Source organism: Pseudomonas sp. NPDC078700, from assembly GCF_044542375.1.
Lineage (GTDB): Bacteria > Pseudomonadota > Gammaproteobacteria > Pseudomonadales > Pseudomonadaceae > Aquipseudomonas.
Genome location: NZ_JBITUI010000003.1, coordinates 561,966 through 582,104 on the forward strand (window position 1 = coordinate 561,966; position 20,139 = coordinate 582,104).

Genomic DNA, 20,139 nt, shown 5'->3' on the forward strand with positions numbered 1-20,139 from the left:
TTAAACCAATACGCCGCACTGGCGCATGGCCTGACGCAGCGGTTCATGACAGCGCGGGCTCAGCCAAGTCAGGGGCAGACGGATACCGTCTGGCATCATGCCCATTTCGTGCAGTGCCCATTTGACTGGAATCGGATTGGATTCAATGAACAGATTCTTGTGCAGTGGCATCAAACGGTCGTTGATGGCACGTGCGATAGCAGCCTCACCACGCATTGCTGCAGCACACAGGTCGCTCATGGCGCGCGGAGCAACGTTGGCAGTGACCGAAATATTACCTTTGCCGCCCAGCAGCATCAGTTCAACAGCCGTTGGGTCGTCACCGGAGTAAACCAGGAAATCCTTGCTGACCCGGTCAATTACTTCTTTGGCACGCTGCAAGTCGCCTGTGGCTTCTTTGATACCGATGATGTTGTCGATCTTCGACAGACGCTCAACGGTCTCTGGCAGCATGTCGCAGACCGTGCGGCCCGGCACGTTATAAAGAATCTGCGGAATCGCGACGGCTTCAGCAATATGCCGGAAGTGCAGGTACAGGCCTTCCTGGGTCGGCTTATTGTAGTACGGCGTCACCAGCAGACAGGCATCTGCGCCCACGTCTTTAGCGGCGCGGGTAAGCTCGACCGATTCACGCGTGGAGTTGCCACCCGTGCCCGCGATCACAGGGATGCGCCCCGCTACCTGATCAACAACGCGACGGATCGCCTCAATGTGCTCAGACACTTCCAATGTCGCCGACTCACCTGTGGTGCCGACCGCGACGATGGCATTGGTGCCTTCTTGCAGATGGAAATCCACCAGTTTGCTCAAGCTATCCCAGTCGAGATCACCTTGTGCATCCATAGGAGTGACCAGTGCCACCATACTGCCCGCAATCATGCAACCGCTCCTGCCGAAAAAAGAGAGCCGTAATGGTACTGGCGCTATGAGCCTTGCACAAGCGAAGCGCTAGGGTTACCGGCAAGTGGATGCACCACAAGCCGTACTTTTAAACCATTGGGCGGGGTATTCCGGGCCTAAAACGGCAAATATGCCCTGATATCAACGTAAATGAATGCGTGCTGCACACTGAGTAAATTGAACAAAATGCGCAACAAACGACCTATTACAGCATCAATATCCTTTGTTGATTACAGGTTCACTCGCTTTTAAGGAATTAATCCGCTGGTTATTTGAGCGATGATTCCCCTTCGCGGCGCTTTTCGCTACCCTTCCTTCTTTGAGCGACGCTGTGAAGACAAAGTCGCTCGCTCATTGTTTTAGGAAGGCTGCATGACCTCACCCTCAGTACGCGAACAATTCTTGGTTATCAGCGCGCTTGGCCCCAATGCCATGGAGCTGACCAATGTCCTGTGCCGCGCTAGCCACGAAAATCGCTGTGCAGTGATCAGCACACGCTTAAGCCGACACGGAGAGTTCAGCGCCCTGGTATTGCAGATCACTGGCAGTTGGGATGCCTTGGCTCGACTGGAAACAAGCTTGCCTGCGCTGTCTAAAAAGCACAGTTTCACTGCCAATGTAATTCGCAGTGCCGCCACCGAGAATCGCCCGCAGGCTTTGCCTTACGTTGCGTATGTAAGCTCGGTGTATCGCCCGGACATCCTCAATGAGCTTTGTCAGTTCTTTATCGACCACAACGTCGAGTTAGAAAACCTGACATGTGATACCTACCAAGCACCACAAACTGGCGGCACCATGCTCAACGCCACGCTGACCGTGACTCTGCCAGCAGGCACACAAATCAGCTGGCTACGCGACCAATTCCTGGATTTTGCCGACGCGCTCAACCTTGATGCCTTGATTGAGCCTTGGCGGCCACAGACGCCTTGAGCCTGAAGCGCCAGCAGTCCTTCACTTAGGGGCTGCAGTAGACCTATTCGAACAGCTATGCAGGAGTTTTTATGAGCGTAAGCATTGATGCCCCGGTAACCGACTTCCAGGCGCACGCCACCAGCGAGCAACAGGTTCAACTGTCTGCGCTGAAGGGAAAGCAAGTGGTGATTTACTTCTACCCCAAAGACAGCACCCCGGGCTGCACCACTGAAGGCCAAGGCTTTCGTGATCAGTTTGCTCAGTTTCAAGACGCGAATACGCTGATTTTCGGCGTGTCGCGTGATGGCTTGAAGTCCCATGAAAACTTCAAAGCCAAGCAAGGCTTTCCGTTTGAGCTGATCTCGGACAAAGACGAAGCAGTGTGCAACCTATTCAATGTGATCAAGCTGAAAAAGCTTTATGGCAAGGAATACATGGGCGTTGACCGCAGCACCTTTCTGATCGATAAAAACGGTGTGCTGCGTCAAGAGTGGCGCGGGGTAAAAGTGCCAGGTCACGTTGATGCCGTGCTGGCCGTCGCTCAGGCGCTGAATAAAGCCTGATTTAGCGGTACACATCCCGGCGATTGGCGAGCTGCACAACCAAGATGCGTAGCGCGCCGTCCTGAATATCGCAAATCACCCGAAAATCGCCAACCCGATAACGCCACAGGCCACCCAAAGGACCACTGAGTGCCTTGCCTGTGCTGCGCGGATCATCTCTGCCAATGATCCGTTCATCCAGATAATCGAGAATGCGCTTGGCTGACTGTTTATCAAGCTTACGTAATTGAGTTTTGGCCGTATGTGTGTACTCAATCGTCCAAACCAAGTTCTTTCCTCACCTCTGCTGGCGAATGCACCGACTCTTGGCCTTTGCGCACGCGCTCCAGAACTTCCGCTGCGAGGTAGTAATCTTCCATCTCTGTCAGCCCTTGATCGATGATTTCCCGCAAATAATACGCCTTGGTGCGCCCGGTATTAGCGGCCAAAAATGCTAAACGCTGCTCAATTTCAGGAGCCAATCGGATTGAAGTAGCCATTTCTGCACCTCACTGTGATACATGCATTCAATGTATCACAAGCCTTAACTCGATACAGACGCTTGCGACGCTTCTACGATTAGCAGAGCCTCAGTGAAACAAGCTATTTGCCCTATAACACCCATCTTTATAATTGCATCAAATAAGCAAAAGCCACTTCTATAGTGGCCTTGTTTGTGGTACGCCGTGACTTAGGTTTTGGTGGGCAAGCTTCGCGTTGCCACACCCAAAAACATCACTAAGCACAAGGCTGCACAGCAGGGCTGGTCGTCTCAACCCGCGGCCAAGCGTCCAAAAGCGCCTTGAACAGGGTCGCCAATGGAATCGCAAAGAACACGCCCCAGAAGCCCCACAAGCCGCCAAACAGCAGCACCGCGCAGATGATTGCCACGGGGTGCAGATTGACCGCCTCAGAGAACAGCAGCGGCACCAGTACGTTGCCGTCGAGCGCCTGGATGATCGAGTAAACCAGCATCAAATACAGAAACTGATCACCAAAGCCCCACTGAAACAATCCGATCAGCGCTACCGGCACAGTGACAACCACCGCGCCGATATAGGGCACCACGACTGACAACCCCACCGCCAGCGCCAGCAGCGCCGGGTAATTCAGGCCCAGCGCAGCAAAGGAAATGTAGGTCACAACGCCACAAATGATGATTTCGATCACCTTGCCGCGAATGTAATTGGCAATCTGCTTGTTCATCTCAGCGGCGACCTGACTAATCAGGGTGCGCTCTTGTGGCAAATATCCACGGAACCACTCACCGATGACCTCACGGTCTTTCAGGAAGAAAAACACCAAGATTGGCACCAGCACCAAGTAGATCATCACGCTGATCAACACGGGCAGGCTCGACAAGGAGAATGACAAAGCCCACTGCCCAAACCGACCCGCCCCACCGCGCAGCGATTCGATCGACTGCACAATCTGATCTTCGGTCACCAGACCCGGATAGCGCTCAGGCAGCATCATAAACAGTGACTGCCACTCACCGAGCATCCGCGGCAATTCATTGAACAAGGTACTTAGCTGATGCCAGAGCAACGGCAGCAAGCCCAGAATAATTAAGCCAAGCGCGCTGACAAAAATGGCAAAAACCAGCCACACCGCAATGATGTGAGGCACCCGTATGCGCTCAAGGGCACCGACCATGCCCTGCATAAGGAAGGCCAAAACCAATCCCGTCAGCACAGGCGCAAGCATGCCACCCAAGGTCAGGATCAAGGCAAAGCCAACAACCAGTAAAACAGCCAATACCACCGCTTGCTCATCGGAGAAATAACGGTGCAGCCAATCACGTAAAACCTTGAGCATTAAAAATCCTTGATCAACCAAGTAAGAAGCCGCACTAAAGACCGGGCTCTTTAGGCTTTGCGTAACCAATAACGATAAACCCCGTCCTGCACCTCTTCATGCAACAGACTGTGGCCCGCCAGCGTAGCGAAAGCACGAAAATCACGTTGTGAACCGGCATCAGTTGCTGTCACTTTAAGCACATCGCCACTTACCAGCTTGTTCAATTCAAGTTTGGCTTTAAGCAGCGGCATAGGGCAATTCAAACCGCTGGCATCAACCTGTGCATCGAAGGCTGGCGGCGAATCTTGTACCTCAGTCATCAAACAATCTCCAAAATTCTGCAGCAAAATAGCATTGATATCTTTACTGCTTGTTTCACCGCGAACAAACCCATGGCCCGAGGATGCGCATGAGTGCACGTGCAGGAGGCGCAACATACGCGATGTAATCCGAGCTTGCCATGCTGGTCATCGCAACCTGATCACAGCTACAGTACGTGCACTAGAAAACCAAGAGCACCTTGAATGAATTTTCTGCGCCCCGCCCTTTTGACGCTCGCCTGCCTGTCTGCCTCAGTTCAGGCCGCCAACGACTTGCCGTCACTGGGAGATGCCAGCTCGGCCATTGTCTCACCCCAGCAAGAACACCAGTTGGGCCGAGCGTGGCTTAGCCTATTGCGCGGCCAGGTAAGCCAGCTATCCGACCCGCAACTCAAAGACTTCGTTGAGACCAGCGTTTATCGGCTCAGCGAAAGCAGCCAGCTCTCAGACCGACGGCTTGAGTTTGTGCTGCTTAACAGCCCGCAGATCAACGCATTCGCCGCACCCGGCGGCATCATCGGGGTTAACGGTGGTTTGTTTCTGTATGCCGAGACTGAAGCTGAATATGCCTCGGTACTGGCGCACGAATTAGCTCACTTATCACAACGTCACTTTGCGCGTGGCCTTGAAGCTCAGCAACGTATGCAACTGCCAGTGATGGCGGCGATGCTTGCGGGGATTGTCGCCGCAGCAGCCGGCGCTGGTGATGCTGGTATTGCGGCTATTGCCTCAACCCAGGCGGCCGCGATTCAGGAACAGCGGCGCTTTTCACGGCAAAACGAAGCGGAAGCCGACCGCATTGGTATCATCAACCTCGAAAAAGCCGGTTACGACCCCACCGCCATGCCAACGATGTTTGAGCATTTGATGCGCCAATACCGTTACGACCGCATGCCGCCTGAGTTCTTGCTGACTCACCCAGTTTCTGAGTCCCGGATTGCCGACACCCGTAACCGCGCAGCACAGCTGCCTAAGGGCGGCAAAGAAGACAGCCTGGAATACCAGATCATGCGCGCCCGGGTGCAGCTGTTTTATGAAGGCACGCCTGGCCTTGCAGCCAAGCGCTTTCGCGCTGAGATGACGGAAAACCCGAAAAATGATGCCGCGCGCTACGGTTTGGCAATTGCATTAATCAAGGGTGGACGCCAGAAAGAAGCAGGCGAAATTCTTGATCAACTGCTGAAAAAATCACCAAAGTCGATCCCTTACAACCTGGCACAGGTTGATCTGGATACAGCAGCCAGCCGCTTGAGTGACGCACAAAGCCGCCTTGAGCGCATGCTGAACGACTCGCCAGACAATTATCCGCTGAATCAGGCACGGGTCGACTTGATGATCCGTCAAGGCCGCACCCAAGACGCTGAGAGCAAGCTCAACGCCCTTCTCAAGTCACGTCCGAAAGATCCTGACGTTTGGTATCAAGTTGCTGAAGTACGCGGCCTCAGCGGCGACAGAATCGGCCTGCACCAAGCGCGCGCTGAGTTCTTTGCCTTGGTTGGCGATTATAAGCAGGCAATTGAGCAGCTCGACTACGCCAAACGCCGTGCCGCCAACAACTTCCAGCTGGCCTCACGGATTGATGCCCGCCAGCGTGAGCTGATCGAAGAGAAGCGCATCATTGACGAAATGCTTAACTAGACCGACAAAGCCACCAACGGCGGGTAAAAGCGTTACCCGCCCTACCGGGTCAGGCGTTACCGGACAGCCTCATCCGCGCCGCCTTGGTGAAATCAAGCATGCGCGTCAGAGGTTTGATTGCCTTGGGAATCAACGCTGAATCGACAAAAATCTCATTGCTGCCTTCACGCAAGCAGCTCAAGGTACGCTCAAGGGTGTTCATCGCCATCCACGGGCAATGCGCACAACTGCGGCATGCCGCGCCGTTACCCGCCGTCGGTGCTTCGATAAACTCTTTATCCGGGCACAGCTGCTGCATTTTGTAGAAAATGCCACGGTCGGTTGCCACAATAAACTTCTTATTCGGCAGGCTTTGCGCCGCGGCTATCAGTTGACTGGTCGAACCCACCGCGTCAGCCAGATCAATCACTGCAGTTGGCGACTCGGGGTGGACCAACACCGCGGCATCAGGATAGAGCGCCTTCATGTCTTCAAGCTGTTTGGCTTTGAATTCCTCGTGGACGATACAGGCGCCATCCCAAAGCAACATGTCGGCACCGGTCTTGTTCTGGATATAACGCCCCAAATGCTGATCCGGTGCCCAAATGATGCTCTCGCCGTTGTCCATCAGGTGCTCGACAATCTCTACTGCGCAGCTTGACGTCACCACCCAATCAGCGCGCGCCTTTACCGCAGCTGAGGTATTGGCGTAGACCACCACGGTGCGTTCAGGGTGCTGATCGCAAAAGGCCGCAAACTCATTGACCGGACAACCCAGATCCAATGAACAAGTCGCTTCCAGCGTTGGCATCAGCACGCGCTTCTCAGGGTTGAGAATCTTCGCGGTCTCCCCCATAAACTTAACGCCCGCCACCAGCACGGTTTGCGCCTCATGCTGGTTACCAAAGCGCGCCATCTCTAAGGAGTCGGAAACACAACCACCGGTCTCTTCGGCCAGCGCTTGCAGCACCGGGTCACAGTAATAGTGAGCGACCAGTACAGCGTTCTGTTTTTTTAGCTCCGCGGCAATTTCAGCGCGATAGAAGGCTTCTTGCTCAGCGGTCAGCGCGACCGGTTGCTTGGCATCTAAGTGCGCCTGAACCAGAAGGCGTTCGGAAATCTGCGTCATGTCATCAGGCCCTGTAACGGTCTATCAGCACGGGAATCAAGTATACCCCTGCTGTTGGCAGTACAAACGCCGGACAAACAGCGGTACAAAAGGGTTTACGACGCGTGCCTGTTATCTTCAGGCCTCAGCGCAGTTTAGCGGCGGTCATAATATCGCGATCAGGCCCCACAGCTCAAACCACTTGAGTTGCATAACCTGCAATCCAGCTAAAACACAAAGGCACAAAAAAGCCCGAGGTTCTGGGTGAGAACACTCGGGCTTTCTTCCTTTACAGCCAACTACTGTGGCGGTAAAGGCAATATGGTGGGTCGTGTGGGATTCGAACCTACGACCAATTGGTTAAAAGCCAACTGCTCTACCAACTGAGCTAACGACCCGTTGCGGAGGCGCATAATACTGATTTAACTCAGCAATTCAACCCTTTAACGCATTTTTTAGGCATATCGGGTTGGATCAGCGATGCCAGCCGCATTGAAACCTTCGCTCCGCAACCGGCAGCTGTCACACTTACCGCAGGCTCTACCTTGGTCATCTGCCTGATAGCAAGAGACGGTCAAAGCGTAGTCAACACCCTGATTTATACCGGCTTGAACAATTTGCGCTTTGCTCATGTTTTGCAGTGGCGCCTGGATCCGGAAACCATTGCCTTCAACGCCCGCTTTGGTCGCCAGATTCGCCATACGCTCAAATGCTTCGACAAATTCCGGGCGGCAATCCGGATAACCCGAATAGTCCACAGCATTGACGCCGATGAAAATATCCCGAGCCCCCAGCACCTCAGCCCAGCCCAACGCCAGCGATAAGAAAACCGTATTACGTGCCGGTACGTAGGTGACTGGAATCCCTTCAGAGGGGGCCTCAGGCACGTCTATGCTGCTATCTGTCAAAGCTGAACCGCCCATGCCGTTGAGGTTCAGGCCAATCACCTTATGTTCAACCACACCCAACTGCGCAGCGATACGCTCTGCAGCCTCAAGCTCTGAGCGATGGCGCTGGCCATAATCAAAGCTCATGGTGTAACAGGCATAGCCCTCAGCTTTGGCCATCGCGACCACAGTTGCCGAGTCAAGGCCGCCCGATAACAGGATAACGGCTCGTTTGGTACTCATATTGAATCCTCGCGCCCTAGTTAACGACGCTTACACAGATTGAAGACTAAAATTCTGATTCGCTACGCCTAGCGGCCTTGCTCGTCATTCCAGAGTATCTTGTGCAGCTGCAACTGCAGGCGCACGGGCAAGTTGTCGGCGACAATCCAGTCAGCCAGATCTCGCGCTGAAACCTGCTGATGGCTTGGCGACAGCAACACCTCTCCGGCGCGCTCATTGAGTCGGTACTGAATCAGTTTAGTCGTCGCCCAATCGTAGTCTTCACGGGAGCAAATGACGAACTTGACCTGGTCATTGTGGGTTAGCAGGTCAATATTCTCGTAGCGATTGCGCGCCACTTCCGCTGAGCCCGGGGTTTTAAGATCAAGCACCTTACTCACGCGCGCATCGACAGCCGAAACATCAAGTGCGCCACTGGTTTCCAGCGACACCTCAAAACCGGCGTCACAGAGGCGCTCAAGCAGGGCAATGCAATTCGGTTGAGCCAGGGGCTCGCCACCGGTCACACAAACGTAACGCGGTGAATAGCTGGCGATTTTTTCAATGATGGCGTCAAGCGACATGAGCTCGCCGCCATTGAAGGCGTAAGCGGTATCGCAGTACTGACAACGCAGGGGGCAGCCGGTCAGGCGCACGAATACGGTGGGTAAACCCGCAGTTCGCGTTTCCCCCTGCAGCGAGAAAAAGATCTCGGTGATGCGCAGGGTCTTTTGCATATAAGCCACGGGCGTGACAGCTAAACAGGCTGTCCGCCTCCGTTGCGGGAAAGAAAGGTGCTATTCACACCCAGGACAAGCACAGTTAGCCTGTCCACCAATGAAAACGCCGTGCTCAATCTGGGCACGGCGCTCTTTTTACAAGTTTAACAAACTATGGTGACTCTGGTTACATCCGCTGCAGGTTGCGCTGAGCAAGCTGCGCAGCCGAAGAATTAGGGTATTGCGCAATGACTTGCTGGAAGGTGCTCTTGGCTTTGTTCTGATCGCCCATGCGCTGCTCAACATCACCTAACTTAAACATTGAGTCAGGGACTTTGCTGTGCTGCGGATACTTCTGGGCAACATCCGAAAACGCTTGAGCTGCGCCTTGCAGATTGCCTTGAGCCAGATTGACCTCACCTAACCAATATTGAGCATTACCGGCATATTGGCTTTTAGGGTACTTGCGCAAAAAAGCGCTGAACGCCTGATTGGCTTTGTCGAAGTCTTTAGCTTTGATCAGGTCGAAGGCCGCGTCGTAAAACAGCTTTTCCTTCTCTGGGTCTGGCTCACTCGCTCCCGCCCCTGCTTGGGCGTTGTTCGAGTTTTGTGTCGCGTCGGCGTTATTGGCGCCATCCGCTGAAGAATTCTGCGTGGCCGCAGCACCTGCTGCCCCACTGCTCAGCCGCTGATCAAGATCCTTATAACGCTCAAGGTTTTCTTGTTTCATCTGCCGGATATCATTTTGCTGCTCTTCAAGCATGCCGCGCAGCCGGCCAATTTCATCCTGCATCTGCTGCAGTTGATTAAACAGCATACTCTGCGCAGAGGCCGGAGCTTGCGCTCCGCCTCCTGCATAGGCACCGGACGCCTCATAACTCGGCGCTGGGTAGCTGCCCGAGTTATTGTCCATAACTGGAACCTCAGCCCATGCCACAAGTGGCAAGCTGAGAACGAGTAGGCTTACGAGACGTCGGCACGTTTGCATATCGAATTACTTACGCAGTTCGACGCGACGGTTCTGAGCCCACGACTGTTCGTCGTTGCCAGTCGAAACTGGACGCTCTTCACCGTAGGAAACCAGTTCCAGCTGAGCAGGAGAAACGCCCTGCAGAACCAGGTAGCGTTGAACGGCTTTCGCACGACGCTCGCCCAGAGCCATGTTGTATTCACGAGTACCGCGCTCGTCGGTGTTGCCTTCCAGAACGACGCGAGCGCCATTGCCTTTCAGGTCTTTAGCGTGAACGTCCAGCGCGCGCATGGCTTCTGGCTTCAGGTCTGAACTGTCGTATTCGAAGTAGAAGGTGGTGATAGCACGCAGAGCAGCTTCTTCGCTCATGTTGCCGTCAACCGAACCTGCGTCAGCACCGTAACCAGCGTTAGGGTCTACTGCGCCTTCGCCAGAAGCGTCGCCGCCTTTCGAAGAACAACCAACAGCAACAGCCAAAGCCAAGCTCAGTGCAGCAAACTTACCAAATTTCAGCATTTCCATCATATAGCTCCTAATGAACCCCAGTGTGTTAAGCAAAATTGCAAAGTAACAAAAGTACAACGCCGCATCAGTTCAGGTAGGGGGACCAGGAAGGCTCTCGAACTTCGCCTTGAGCGGTAGGAAGAGGGAGCCTGACGCGACCATTTACGGACGCTAACATCAAGACTCCCCGACCCTGCTGGCGGGTTGCGAAGATTATCATGGTGCCATTAGGCGCAACAGTGGGGGATTCATCCAAATTTGTAGATGAAAGTATCCGCACGTTTCCGCGCTGCAGGTCTTGAGCCGCTACTTTGAAGTTGGTGAAGCCTTCTTGGCGATGAATCATGACCAAGGTTTTCTCATCAGCAGACAGTTTTGGATTGGCGTTGTAGTTACCTACAAACGTTACACGCTCAACTGAACCGCTATTGATATTGGTTTTATAAATCTGTGGCTTACCGCCACGATCCGAGGTGAAGTAGATGGTTTGACCATCTTTACCCCAGAAGGGTTCGGTATCAATGCCCAACTGATTGGTCACGCGACGCAGTGACTTGGAGGCCAGCTCCATGACGTAGATTTCTGGGTTGCCATCTTTCGACAACACAAAAGCCAGGCGCTTGCCATCTGGAGACCAGGCTGGCGCACCGTTAAGGCCTTCAAAATTGGTGATTTGTTCACGACGACCAGTATCAACATGCTGAACGAAGATGCGTGGGCGGCGCTGCTCGAACGACACATAAGAGATACGCTTGCCGTCCGGCGCGAATGAAGGCGAGAGAATCGGCTCACGCGATTGCAGCAAGGTTACCGCACGAGCGCCGTCATAGTCCGAGCGCTGCAGGGTGTAGCGGGTATTGTCCACCGAGAAACGCTCAGCGGTTACGTAGAGCAAGCGAGTGGAGAACGCACCTTTAACGCCGGTGAGCTTTTCAAACGACTGGTCAGCAATGTAATGCGCCATGTCACGTATTTGATCAGCCGTGCCACCCACGCTACCGGTCAATACCTGTTGCTCGGTCGCAACGTTGAACAGCGCGTACTGCACCTGGATACGGCCGCCAGCTGGCACCATATTGCCGACCAAGACGTACTGAGCGTTTACCGCTTTCCAGTCGCGATAGATAACTTCGCTGGCCTGGGTCGGTTGGCTGATCATGTTTTGCCGTGGAATTGGCTCGAAAACACCTGAGTTGTGCAGGTCCTTGCCAACGATGTCGGCAATATCATCAGGCAGCACATTGCCGCCCTGCCATCCGAACGGCACAACCGCAATCGGTGTAGCGCGGTCAGTACCCGTGCTAATAACCAGTGGATCAGCCGCCTGTACTGCGCCGACCATCATGGTCAAACTCAGTAGAACGATACGCATCAGGGTATTCACAGATCTAAATCCTCCGGTTTAAAGATGGCGCGACGCTTACGGTATTGGCTATCAAACGTTGCACGATCAAGTTGTTGCATCTCAGAAATACGGCCGACGTTACGCACAGCTTGTATCGCTGAATTATCAAAGGGTGCATCGCCACTTGAGCGCGACACACTGGCATTGGTGATGGTGCCATCGGGCAACATCTCGATCAGCACTTCAACACTCATTCCATTACGAGCTGAAGGCGGACGACGCCACTGTTCACTGACCAACTTGATGATCAGATCATCCAGGTTGCCAGCGACTTTATCGCCTACTTCATCAGCCAGTGCTTGTTGGTGCCCCACATCATCTGCGAGCAACTCAGCCAAGGCAGCGGCCTTTTTGTCTTCTACTGCTTTACGACGCGCCTCTTCAGCGGTCTTTTTCTTCTTGGCATCATCGGCGGCCTTTTTCTTGGCGTCCTCTGCGGCCTTCTTTTTCTTTGCATCTTCGGCCGCTTTCTTTTTAGCGTCCTCAGCTGCTTTTTTCTTGGCCGCGTCATCGGCGGCTTTCTTCTTGGCTGCCTCATCGGCCTTCTTGGCGATATCAGCTTTTTTGGCTGCATCGGCCTTTGCCGCTTCCGCTTTTTTGGCAGCTTCAGCTTTAGCCGCTTCGTCAGCCTTCTTGGCGACCTCGGCCTTTTGAGCCTCATCCGCTTTCTTTTGTTCCGCAGCCTTGGCTGCTGCTTCTTTCTGCTCTTCGGCTTTTTTCTGCTCCAACTGCTCAGTTTCGTACTGTGGAGCAGCTGTTTTTTTCTTCTCGCCAGCAATTTTCTGGTTGGTCTGCGTGGTCGCCTGACTTTGCGACTTAAGCTGATACAAGGTTGCCTGAACAATCGGCTTAGCCGGCGGCAAATCTGGAGCAAAAGCAAAGCTGACAAACAACATGCCGAACATCAGCGTGTGCAGGGTTACTGCCCAGACAATCGGCCAGAAATAGCTTTCCGAGGTGGAACGCTCACGTTGCTCGCGCATTACGGGGCCTCAGTAATCAGCCCGACGTTACCCACGTCAGCCTGCTGCAAACCGCCCATGGCAGCCATAACCGTGCCGTAATCGACCGATTTGTCACCGCGAACAAACACCTGAACCTGCTTACCCTGACGGCGGCTCTCGTTAATGATCGCCGTGACTGCTTTGGTCATGCCATCGAGCGATACGGCTTGATCCTGCACCGTGTCGGTGTCGACCTCAGTGCCCATGTTCCAGTAATAGGACTTATCGGCCTTGATCGAAATCGTCAAAACCTTCGAGTCGTTGTCTTGCGGCAAGGTCTGGCTGCTGACTTTCGGCAGATCGACCTTGACCCCCTGATTGAGCATTGGCGCAGTCACCATAAAGATAACCAGCAGCACCAACATCACGTCGATGTAGGGCACCACGTTCATCTCGGCGACCGGCTTGCGTCTGTTACGAATTCTGGCCATCGCTTAAAAACCTATCGAGTGAGCCAACAGCTAAACCAGCCCTTGGCAGAATACTGCGTCAAAGATCGGTGGCTGGCGGGCTGTGTGTTGGCACTGCCCGCCTCGCGCTTTCGATCTGCTGACGCCCGCTATTAAATCAACTGGCGGTCAGTCTTCTGTTGTATGTACTTTGCGGTGCAGGATTGCGTGGAATTCATCGGCAAATGTGTAGTAACGCGCAATGAACATCTCGCCGCGCGAAGAAAAACGGTTGTAGGCGATTACGGCAGGAATCGCGGCAAACAAACCAATTGCCGTGGCGATCAGGGCTTCAGCAATACCCGGAGCGACAGTAGCCAGCGTGGCTTGCTGCACCTGAGCCAAGCCGCGAAATGAGTTCATAATGCCCCATACGGTACCAAACAGACCGATGTAGGGACTGGTCGAACCTACGGTCGCCAAAAATGGCAGGCTGGTTTCAAGCTTCTCTTCTTCGCGGGAAATGGCAACGCGCATGGCGCGGGCAACACCGTCCATGACGGCATCAGGATCAACATTGGGTTGTTGACGCATACGCGAGAATTCTTTGAAACCGGCGCGGAATATCTGCTCCAGGCCCGAATCAGGGTCAGGATTGCTGCCCGCCTGACGGTAGAGCTTGGACAAATCGATGCCCGACCAGAAACGCTCCTCGAAGGCGTCGAGCGAGCGCTTGGCCGCGCGAAGCATGGTGGTACGCTGGAAAATCATAATCCAGGAGGTGACCGATGCGGCCACCAGGGTCAACATCACCAACTGAACCACTAAGCTGGCATTGCTGATCAAACTCCACATCGACATGTGGTCAACGGCGTTGGCTTCCACGCTTACTCTCCTGCTGTAAATGTACCCGCGCCGCTCTGCTCAGCGAAGGCTGTGCGCAAAGCTTCGGGAATGGCCCGGGGTTTCAAATTGTCGGCGCGCACACAGGCCACCAAAAACTGCCCTTCACAGAGCAGCACATCATCCACAGCCCGCCTGACTTGTTGACGAAACTTCAGGCTGGCACGGTTTAATTCGATAACCTGCGCACTTACTAATAGTTCATCGTCGAGCTTCGCTGGTGCGTGGTAACGCACTTCAGTCGAATGCACGACGAATAACAGGCCCTCACCTGCCAGCTCGGATTGGGAAAAACCCAGATCTCTCAGCTGCTCGGTGCGAGCCCGTTCCATAAACTTGAGGTAATTGACGTAGTAGACGATACCGCCGGCATCAGTGTCTTCGTAATAAACCCGACAATGATGAGCGAACGGCTGAACTCCGTTTTGCGCGCGCATACTTTAGTGCTAGCTCCTGGTCTTGCCAATTGGGTAAAGCAAGTATTTTTCATCTATTTCACTTCCCAGCCACTTGCCAATCGATTACCCGACGATTGACCGGGCTATACAATTGAATCCCCGTCAACACTGAACAGATCTGCGGCCGGAAGTTCCCCCATCCGCTTGGGTACATTCAGCCCAAAGTGTAAATAGGCGTGCCGTGTCACCACGCGACCCCGCGGGGTACGCATGATGTAACCCTGCTGGATCAAATAGGGTTCCAATACATCTTCAATGGTGTGGCGCTCTTCACTGATCGCCGCCGCCAGGTTATCAACCCCAACCGGCCCACCATCGAATTTTTCGATCATGGTCAGCAGCAAGCGACGGTCCTGATGGTCAAATCCACGCTCATCAACATCCAGCAAGTTAAGCGCTAAATCGGCAACCTGCCGGCTAATATCACCATTGCTGCGCACTTCGGCAAAATCCCGTACCCGGCGCAACAAACGGTTTGCAATACGTGGCGTACCCCGAGCACGACGGGCAATTTCAAAAGCGCCCTGTTTCTCGATAGGCAGATTCAAAATACCGGCAGAGCGGCTGACAATTGTTGCCAGATCATCTGTGCTGTAGAACTCCAGGCGCTGGACGATACCGAAACGGTCGCGCAATGGATTGGTCAGCATGCCCGCCCGGGTCGTCGCTCCAACCAAGGTAAAAGGCGGCAGATCAAGCTTGATCGAGCGCGCGGCCGGCCCTTCTCCAATCATGATATCGAGCTGAAAGTCCTCCATCGCCGGATAGAGTACTTCTTCGACAATAGGCGAAAGGCGGTGAATTTCATCGATAAACAGCACATCGCCTGGCTCAAGATTGGTCAATAGCGCTGCCAGATCACCTGGACGTTCAAGCACTGGACCCGAGGTGCTTTTGATCGAAACACCCATTTCCTGAGCAATGATGTTGGCCAAAGTGGTCTTGCCCAGACCCGGCGGACCAAATATCAAGGTATGGTCCAACGACTCCTTGCGCCCTCGGGCGGCCTGAATAAACAGTTCCATCTGCTCACGCACACTCGGCTGACCGATATATTCGGCAAGCGTCAGCGGGCGAATCGCACGATCGACCTGTTCATCGCGGTCACGTGTGCTGGCAGTAATTAGGCGATCAGCCTCGATCATTTAAACCATTCCTTTCAGAGCACGACGGATCAAATCTTCGCTGCTCAAACCATCTTCTTTAATAGCCGATACTGCACGACTGGCCTCTTGCGGCTTATAACCCAGCGAGATCAATGCACTCACTGCGTCATTCTCAGCACTTGCTGCTGGTATACCTGCCGAGGCAGATACCACCAGCGAAGTCATGCCTGGCTGGGTTTCCCATGCCTTGAAACGACCTTTCAACTCGACCAGCAAACGCTCAGCGGTCTTCTTACCGACACCCGGAATTTTAACCAGCGCCGACGTATCTTGCGCCTGAACGCAGCGCACTAACTCGTCCACTTCCAAGCCGGACATCAGGGCCAAGGCCAACTTAGGCCCGACACCATTAAGCCGGATCAGCTCACGAAACAGCTCACGCTCGCGCTTTTCAAAGAAACCGTAAAGCAATTGAGCATCTTCACGCACAACCAAATGGGTGTGCAGCGTCAGAGGTTCGCCCACCGATGGCAAACGGTACAACGTAGTCATGGGCACTTCCAACTCATAACCCAGACCATTTACATCCAGAATCAAATGCGGCGGTTGTTTCTCCGCCAAGGTGCCGCGCAAACGTCCGATCACCGTTAAATCCTTAAAAAATCAACTTATAAACGAAGACGCCCACCGCGCCGTTTGGCACCCGCTAAACCGTGGGGAATAAGGCTTTGCCGATGATGTGCATGACACAGGGCGATCGCCAAGGCATCTGAAGCATCAATCTGTGGCTTTTTCACCAGTTTGAGCAAGTGCATCACCATCATTTGCACCTGCTCTTTGTCCGCACCACCCGTTCCAGCGATTGCTTGCTTGACTTGAGTGGCAGTGTATTCGGAAACATCCAGGCCCGCTTCGACCCCAGCGACAATCGCCGCACCACGGGCCTGACCGAGCTTGAGCGCCGAATCGGCGTTGCGCGCCATGAAGACCTGTTCAATCCCCATGGTTACCGGACCATAGGTTTCGATCACCTCGCGCACGCCACGAAAGACAATTTGCAGACGCTCAGGCAGCGGGCCATTACCCGTGCGGATACAACCAGAAGCAACATACTCACAGGTACGCCCAGTATCGCGCACCACACCATAACCGGTGATTCGTGAACCTGGGTCTATCCCGAGAATCAGTGTCATAACAGCAGGTTCTCACGTCGGTGAATTAAAAGTCGCGGCCTTGGCCGTAGAACGCAACGCGAAGCTTATCCAACCTGCCCCAACCAGCAAACGCCTCTAGGGTTCTTGCGTATGGGCATCTGTGGTGGATAGAAAAGTGTTATCCCACCAGCGTTAATTAAAAAAGCCGGAGCTAGCTCCGGCTTTCACTACCCTAGCAGGGCCATGACGTCGTCAGGAATTTCAGCATTGGAGTGGACGTTTTGCACATCGTCCAAATCCTCAAGCATGTCGATCAACTTCAGCACTTTCTGCGCGGTATCGACATCCTCAAGCGCTGCATAGGTGGACGGTAACATCACCACCTCGGACTCCTGCGCTTTATAACCCGCCGCAGTCAGCGCTTCGCTCACTGCAATAAAGTCGACAAACGCGGTAAATACGTCAATCGAACCGTCTTCGTTGGTGACAATATCATCAGCACCAGCCTCAAGAGCCGCCTCCATCAGCGCCTCTTCATCCAGACCCGGCGCAAAACTGATTTGCCCTTTACGCTCGAACATATAAGCAACCGAGCCGTCAGTACCGAGATTGCCACCGCACTTGGTAAAGGCGTGACGCACTTCAGCAGCCGTGCGGTTACGGTTGTCAGTCATGGTCTCAACAATAATGGCCACGCCATTTGGCGCGTAACCTTCATAGCTGAGTTCCTCGACTTTCTCGCCATCTGCCGAGCCGACACCGCGAGCAATGGCGCGATCAATGGTGTCGCGCGTCATGTTCGCCGTAAGCGCTTTATCAACAGCCAAACGAAGCCGCGGGTTATCTGCTGGAATTCCACCGCCCTGACTTGCAGCTACTGTCAGCTCACGTATAAGTTTGGTAAATATCTTGCCACGCTTGGCGTCTTGACGCCCTTTGCGATGCTTGATGTTTGCCCACTTGGAATGACCCGCCATAACAACTCCGCTTTCAATTACTTATAAGCGCCCCGTTTGACCGAGACGCCCTAACACCTATTACTCAGCTTTTGGCTGCTCACGCAGGCGAATGTGCAATTCACGCAACGCTTTGTTATCGACCAACCCCGGTGCTTGCGTCATTACGCAGGCAGCACTTTGGGTTTTCGGGAAGGCAATCACTTCACGGATCGATTGTGCGCCGGTCATCAGCATCACCAAACGGTCCAGACCGAATGCCAAACCACCGTGTGGCGGCGCACCGAACTTCAGGGCATCGAGCAGGAAGCCGAACTTTTCTTCTTGCTCAGCCGGCTCGATACCCAGCAGGCGGAACACAGCTTGCTGCATTTCTTTGCGGTGGATACGGATCGACCCGCCGCCCAGCTCAGTGCCGTTAAGCACCATGTCGTAAGCACGCGACAGCGCAGTGGCCGGATTGGCCTCCAGCTCTTGCGGGCTGCACTTAGGTGCGGTGAACGGGTGATGCAAGGCACTGAAGCTGCCGTCGTCGTTTTCTTCAAACATCGGGAAGTCGACCACCCACATAGGTGCCCACTCACAGGTCAGCAGGTCCAGATCGGTGCCCAGCTTAAGGCGCAGCGCACCCAGGGCTTCGCTGACGATCTTGGCTTTATCGGCGCCGAAGAACACGATATCGCCATCAACCGCACCGACGCGATCAAGGATCACATTGAGGTTTTCCAGCGGGATGTTCTTGACGATTGGCGACTGCAGGCCTTCAACACCGCTGGCGCGGTCATTGACCTTGATGTAGGCCAAGCCACGCGCGCCGTAGATGCCAACGAACTTGGTGTAGTCGTCGATCTGCTTGCGCGGCATGCTTGCCCCGCCCGGTACGCGCAACGCAGCAACGCGGCACTTCGGATCATTGGCCGGACCACTGAAGACTTTGAACTCAACGTCTTTGAGCTGATCAGCAACGTCAACCAGTTCCATTGGGTTTCGCAGGTCTGGCTTGTCAGAGCCATAACGACGCATGGCCTCTTCAAAGGTCATGTGCGGGAAGTCGCCAAACTCAACATCGAGGACTTCTTTAAACAGCTGGCGCACCATTTTCTCGGTGATGCCCATGATGTCTTGTTCATCAAGGAAGCTGGTTTCGATGTCGATCTGGGTGAATTCTGGCTGGCGATCAGCACGCAGGTCTTCGTCGCGGAAGCACTTGGCGATCTGGTAGTAGCGGTCGAAGCCAGCAACCATCAATAACTGCTTGAACAGCTGGGGTGATTGTGGCAACGCAAAGAAGCTACCTGGGTGCGTACGGCTTGGCACCAGGTAATCACGAGCACCCTCTGGGGTTGCACGCGTCAGGATTGGGGTTTCGACGTCCAGGAAGCCGTTTTCGTCGAGGTAACGACGAATGCTGGTGGTGATGCTCGAACGCAGCTTCAGCTTGGCTGCCATTTCCGGGCGGCGCAGGTCGATAAAGCGATAGCGCAGGCGAGTCTCTTCGCCGACATCGGAGTATTCGTTGAGCGGGAACGGTGGGGTTTCCGCTTCATTGAGCACTTCAAGCTCATAGCCAAGCACTTCGATCGCGCCCGAGGCCATGTTCGCGTTGCCAGCGCCCGCAGGACGCAAACGCACTTTACCGGTGATCTTGACCACAAACTCGCTGCGCACCTTGTCGGCCACGGCAAAAGTCTCTGCGCGATCAGGGTCAAACACTACCTGAGCCAGACCTTCGCGATCACGTATATCGAGGAAGATAACCCCGCCATGGTCACGGCGACGGTGAACCCAGCCGCAAAGGGTAATTTCCTGACCGTCCAGGCTTTCGTTCAACTGGCCGCAATAGTGGCTGCGCATCATGGTAGTAATCGCTTCTCTTGAGTCTTGAATTCGTAAGGCCACTGGCTTGAACGCCAAGCGTTCGAGCTGCAGCATTTAGCTTCAGGCCAATCTGGCCGTATAAATATATGCACTGCGTTGATCAGGCACACGCCAGTACAGGCATAAATCTCGGCAAAGCGCGAGATTATATATGGTTAAGCCGCCACATGCAGCCGCCCCGCTACGCCTATTCGTTAACAGATCGAACCACAGGCACCTGATCAGCAGTTCTAGGCTGGCGTTATAGCAATCCATCCCCCTGGCGCTGGCCAGCCGCCATTCAAGTTTTTTTGAACCTAATGGCTCTAGATAGGCTCAATCAATCACATTCATTGAGACAAGCAAAGGCAGAGTGTCATACTGCCAGTGCTAGAATTTGCCCATT

The 20,139-nt window shown here is 54.1% G+C and carries 23 protein-coding genes and 1 tRNA gene; 3 read left to right on the forward strand and 21 right to left on the reverse strand.

Going from position 1 to position 20,139, the window contains the following annotated elements; genetic code table 11:
• A complete protein-coding gene (dapA, locus tag ACIGCM_RS12985) occupies positions 1–879 on the reverse strand; it encodes a 4-hydroxy-tetrahydrodipicolinate synthase (RefSeq protein ID WP_397502472.1) in 879 nt (292 codons plus the stop codon).
• A 393-nt stretch (positions 880–1,272) separates the two neighbouring features.
• Here dapA and ACIGCM_RS12990 point away from each other — a divergent pair, with 393 nt between their 5' ends.
• Positions 1,273–1,830 (forward strand): glycine cleavage system protein R, encoded by a 558-nt coding sequence (locus ACIGCM_RS12990; RefSeq protein WP_397502473.1) that lies wholly within the window; start codon positions 1,273–1,275, stop codon positions 1,828–1,830.
• A gap of 71 nt (positions 1,831–1,901) precedes the next feature.
• Entirely contained in the window at positions 1,902–2,375 is a 474-nt protein-coding gene (locus ACIGCM_RS12995; protein WP_397502474.1) for a peroxiredoxin, read from the forward strand.
• A gap of 1 nt (position 2,376) precedes the next feature.
• Here ACIGCM_RS12995 and ACIGCM_RS13000 read toward each other — a convergent pair whose 3' ends face one another.
• The 4 genes from ACIGCM_RS13000 to ACIGCM_RS13015 form a co-directional block, all read right to left on the reverse strand.
• Positions 2,377–2,643 carry a type II toxin-antitoxin system RelE/ParE family toxin gene (locus ACIGCM_RS13000; protein ID WP_397502475.1) on the reverse strand — a complete coding sequence of 89 codons (267 nt, stop codon included), beginning with the start codon at positions 2,641–2,643 and terminating at the stop codon, positions 2,377–2,379.
• Entirely contained in the window at positions 2,627–2,854 is a 228-nt protein-coding gene (locus ACIGCM_RS13005; RefSeq protein WP_339487313.1) for a CopG family transcriptional regulator, read from the reverse strand. The genes ACIGCM_RS13000 and ACIGCM_RS13005 overlap by 17 nt, the downstream gene beginning before the upstream one ends.
• Before the next feature lie 238 nt (positions 2,855–3,092).
• Complete coding sequence (locus ACIGCM_RS13010) at positions 3,093–4,172, reverse strand: AI-2E family transporter (protein WP_397502476.1); 1,080 nt, start codon at positions 4,170–4,172, stop codon at positions 3,093–3,095.
• A gap of 50 nt (positions 4,173–4,222) precedes the next feature.
• The gene (locus ACIGCM_RS13015) at positions 4,223–4,474 is read right to left on the reverse strand and encodes a sulfurtransferase TusA family protein (protein WP_397502477.1); all 252 of its coding nucleotides are present in this window, start codon (positions 4,472–4,474) and stop codon (positions 4,223–4,225) included.
• A gap of 204 nt (positions 4,475–4,678) precedes the next feature.
• Between ACIGCM_RS13015 and ACIGCM_RS13020 the strand changes: the two genes are divergently transcribed.
• Positions 4,679–6,112 carry a M48 family metalloprotease gene (locus tag ACIGCM_RS13020; protein ID WP_397502479.1) on the forward strand — a complete coding sequence of 478 codons (1,434 nt, stop codon included), beginning with the start codon at positions 4,679–4,681 and terminating at the stop codon, positions 6,110–6,112.
• 49 nt (positions 6,113–6,161) lie between these two features.
• On the opposite strand, the gene nadA is transcribed toward ACIGCM_RS13020, so the two are convergent.
• The 16 genes from nadA to aspS all read right to left on the reverse strand — a co-directional run bounded on the left by nadA (position 6,162) and on the right by aspS (position 19,733).
• Complete coding sequence (nadA, locus tag ACIGCM_RS13025) at positions 6,162–7,220, reverse strand: quinolinate synthase NadA (protein ID WP_397502480.1); 1,059 nt, start codon at positions 7,218–7,220, stop codon at positions 6,162–6,164.
• Positions 7,221–7,521: 301 nt separating this feature from the next.
• Positions 7,522–7,597: transfer RNA gene (locus tag ACIGCM_RS13030), tRNA-Lys, on the reverse strand.
• 57 nt (positions 7,598–7,654) lie between these two features.
• On the reverse strand, positions 7,655–8,329 hold the full coding sequence (queC, locus tag ACIGCM_RS13035) for a 7-cyano-7-deazaguanine synthase QueC (protein WP_397502481.1): 675 nt from the start codon (positions 8,327–8,329) through the stop codon (positions 7,655–7,657).
• Positions 8,330–8,397: 68 nt separating this feature from the next.
• Positions 8,398–9,045, reverse strand: coding sequence for a 7-carboxy-7-deazaguanine synthase QueE (gene queE / locus ACIGCM_RS13040; protein ID WP_397502482.1), 648 nt, complete (start codon positions 9,043–9,045; stop codon positions 8,398–8,400).
• A gap of 169 nt (positions 9,046–9,214) precedes the next feature.
• Positions 9,215–10,015 (reverse strand): tol-pal system protein YbgF, encoded by an 801-nt coding sequence (ybgF, locus tag ACIGCM_RS13045; protein ID WP_397502483.1) that lies wholly within the window; start codon positions 10,013–10,015, stop codon positions 9,215–9,217.
• Positions 10,016–10,021: 6 nt separating this feature from the next.
• Positions 10,022–10,519 carry a peptidoglycan-associated lipoprotein Pal gene (gene pal, locus ACIGCM_RS13050; protein ID WP_397502484.1) on the reverse strand — a complete coding sequence of 166 codons (498 nt, stop codon included), beginning with the start codon at positions 10,517–10,519 and terminating at the stop codon, positions 10,022–10,024.
• Positions 10,520–10,586: 67 nt separating this feature from the next.
• Positions 10,587–11,885 (reverse strand): Tol-Pal system beta propeller repeat protein TolB, encoded by a 1,299-nt coding sequence (tolB, locus tag ACIGCM_RS13055; RefSeq protein ID WP_397502486.1) that lies wholly within the window; start codon positions 11,883–11,885, stop codon positions 10,587–10,589.
• Positions 11,882–12,889: a cell envelope integrity protein TolA gene (tolA, locus tag ACIGCM_RS13060; RefSeq protein ID WP_397502487.1), complete on the reverse strand. Its 1,008-nt coding sequence runs from the start codon at positions 12,887–12,889 to the stop codon at positions 11,882–11,884. Before tolA ends, tolB begins: the two co-directional genes overlap by 4 nt.
• On the reverse strand, positions 12,889–13,341 hold the full coding sequence (tolR, locus tag ACIGCM_RS13065) for a protein TolR (RefSeq protein WP_397502488.1): 453 nt from the start codon (positions 13,339–13,341) through the stop codon (positions 12,889–12,891). Before tolR ends, tolA begins: the two co-directional genes overlap by 1 nt.
• A 147-nt stretch (positions 13,342–13,488) precedes the next feature.
• Positions 13,489–14,184, reverse strand: a complete 696-nt coding sequence (tolQ, locus tag ACIGCM_RS13070; protein ID WP_397502490.1) for a protein TolQ — start codon at positions 14,182–14,184, stop codon at positions 13,489–13,491.
• Between the two features lie 2 nt (positions 14,185–14,186).
• Entirely contained in the window at positions 14,187–14,639 is a 453-nt protein-coding gene (gene ybgC / locus ACIGCM_RS13075; RefSeq protein WP_397502491.1) for a tol-pal system-associated acyl-CoA thioesterase, read from the reverse strand.
• A 104-nt stretch (positions 14,640–14,743) separates the two neighbouring features.
• Positions 14,744–15,805, reverse strand: coding sequence for a Holliday junction branch migration DNA helicase RuvB (ruvB, locus tag ACIGCM_RS13080; RefSeq protein ID WP_397502492.1), 1,062 nt, complete (start codon positions 15,803–15,805; stop codon positions 14,744–14,746).
• Entirely contained in the window at positions 15,806–16,411 is a 606-nt protein-coding gene (gene ruvA / locus ACIGCM_RS13085) for a Holliday junction branch migration protein RuvA (RefSeq protein ID WP_397502493.1), read from the reverse strand. It abuts the gene before it with no gap.
• Positions 16,412–16,434: 23 nt separating this feature from the next.
• Positions 16,435–16,959, reverse strand: coding sequence for a crossover junction endodeoxyribonuclease RuvC (gene ruvC / locus ACIGCM_RS13090; protein ID WP_397502494.1), 525 nt, complete (start codon positions 16,957–16,959; stop codon positions 16,435–16,437).
• Between the two features lie 188 nt (positions 16,960–17,147).
• Positions 17,148–17,897 carry a YebC/PmpR family DNA-binding transcriptional regulator gene (locus tag ACIGCM_RS13095; RefSeq protein WP_397502495.1) on the reverse strand — a complete coding sequence of 250 codons (750 nt, stop codon included), beginning with the start codon at positions 17,895–17,897 and terminating at the stop codon, positions 17,148–17,150.
• A gap of 60 nt (positions 17,898–17,957) precedes the next feature.
• Complete coding sequence (gene aspS, locus ACIGCM_RS13100; RefSeq protein ID WP_397502735.1) at positions 17,958–19,733, reverse strand: aspartate--tRNA ligase; 1,776 nt, start codon at positions 19,731–19,733, stop codon at positions 17,958–17,960.
• Positions 19,734–20,139: the final 406 nt, after the last annotated feature.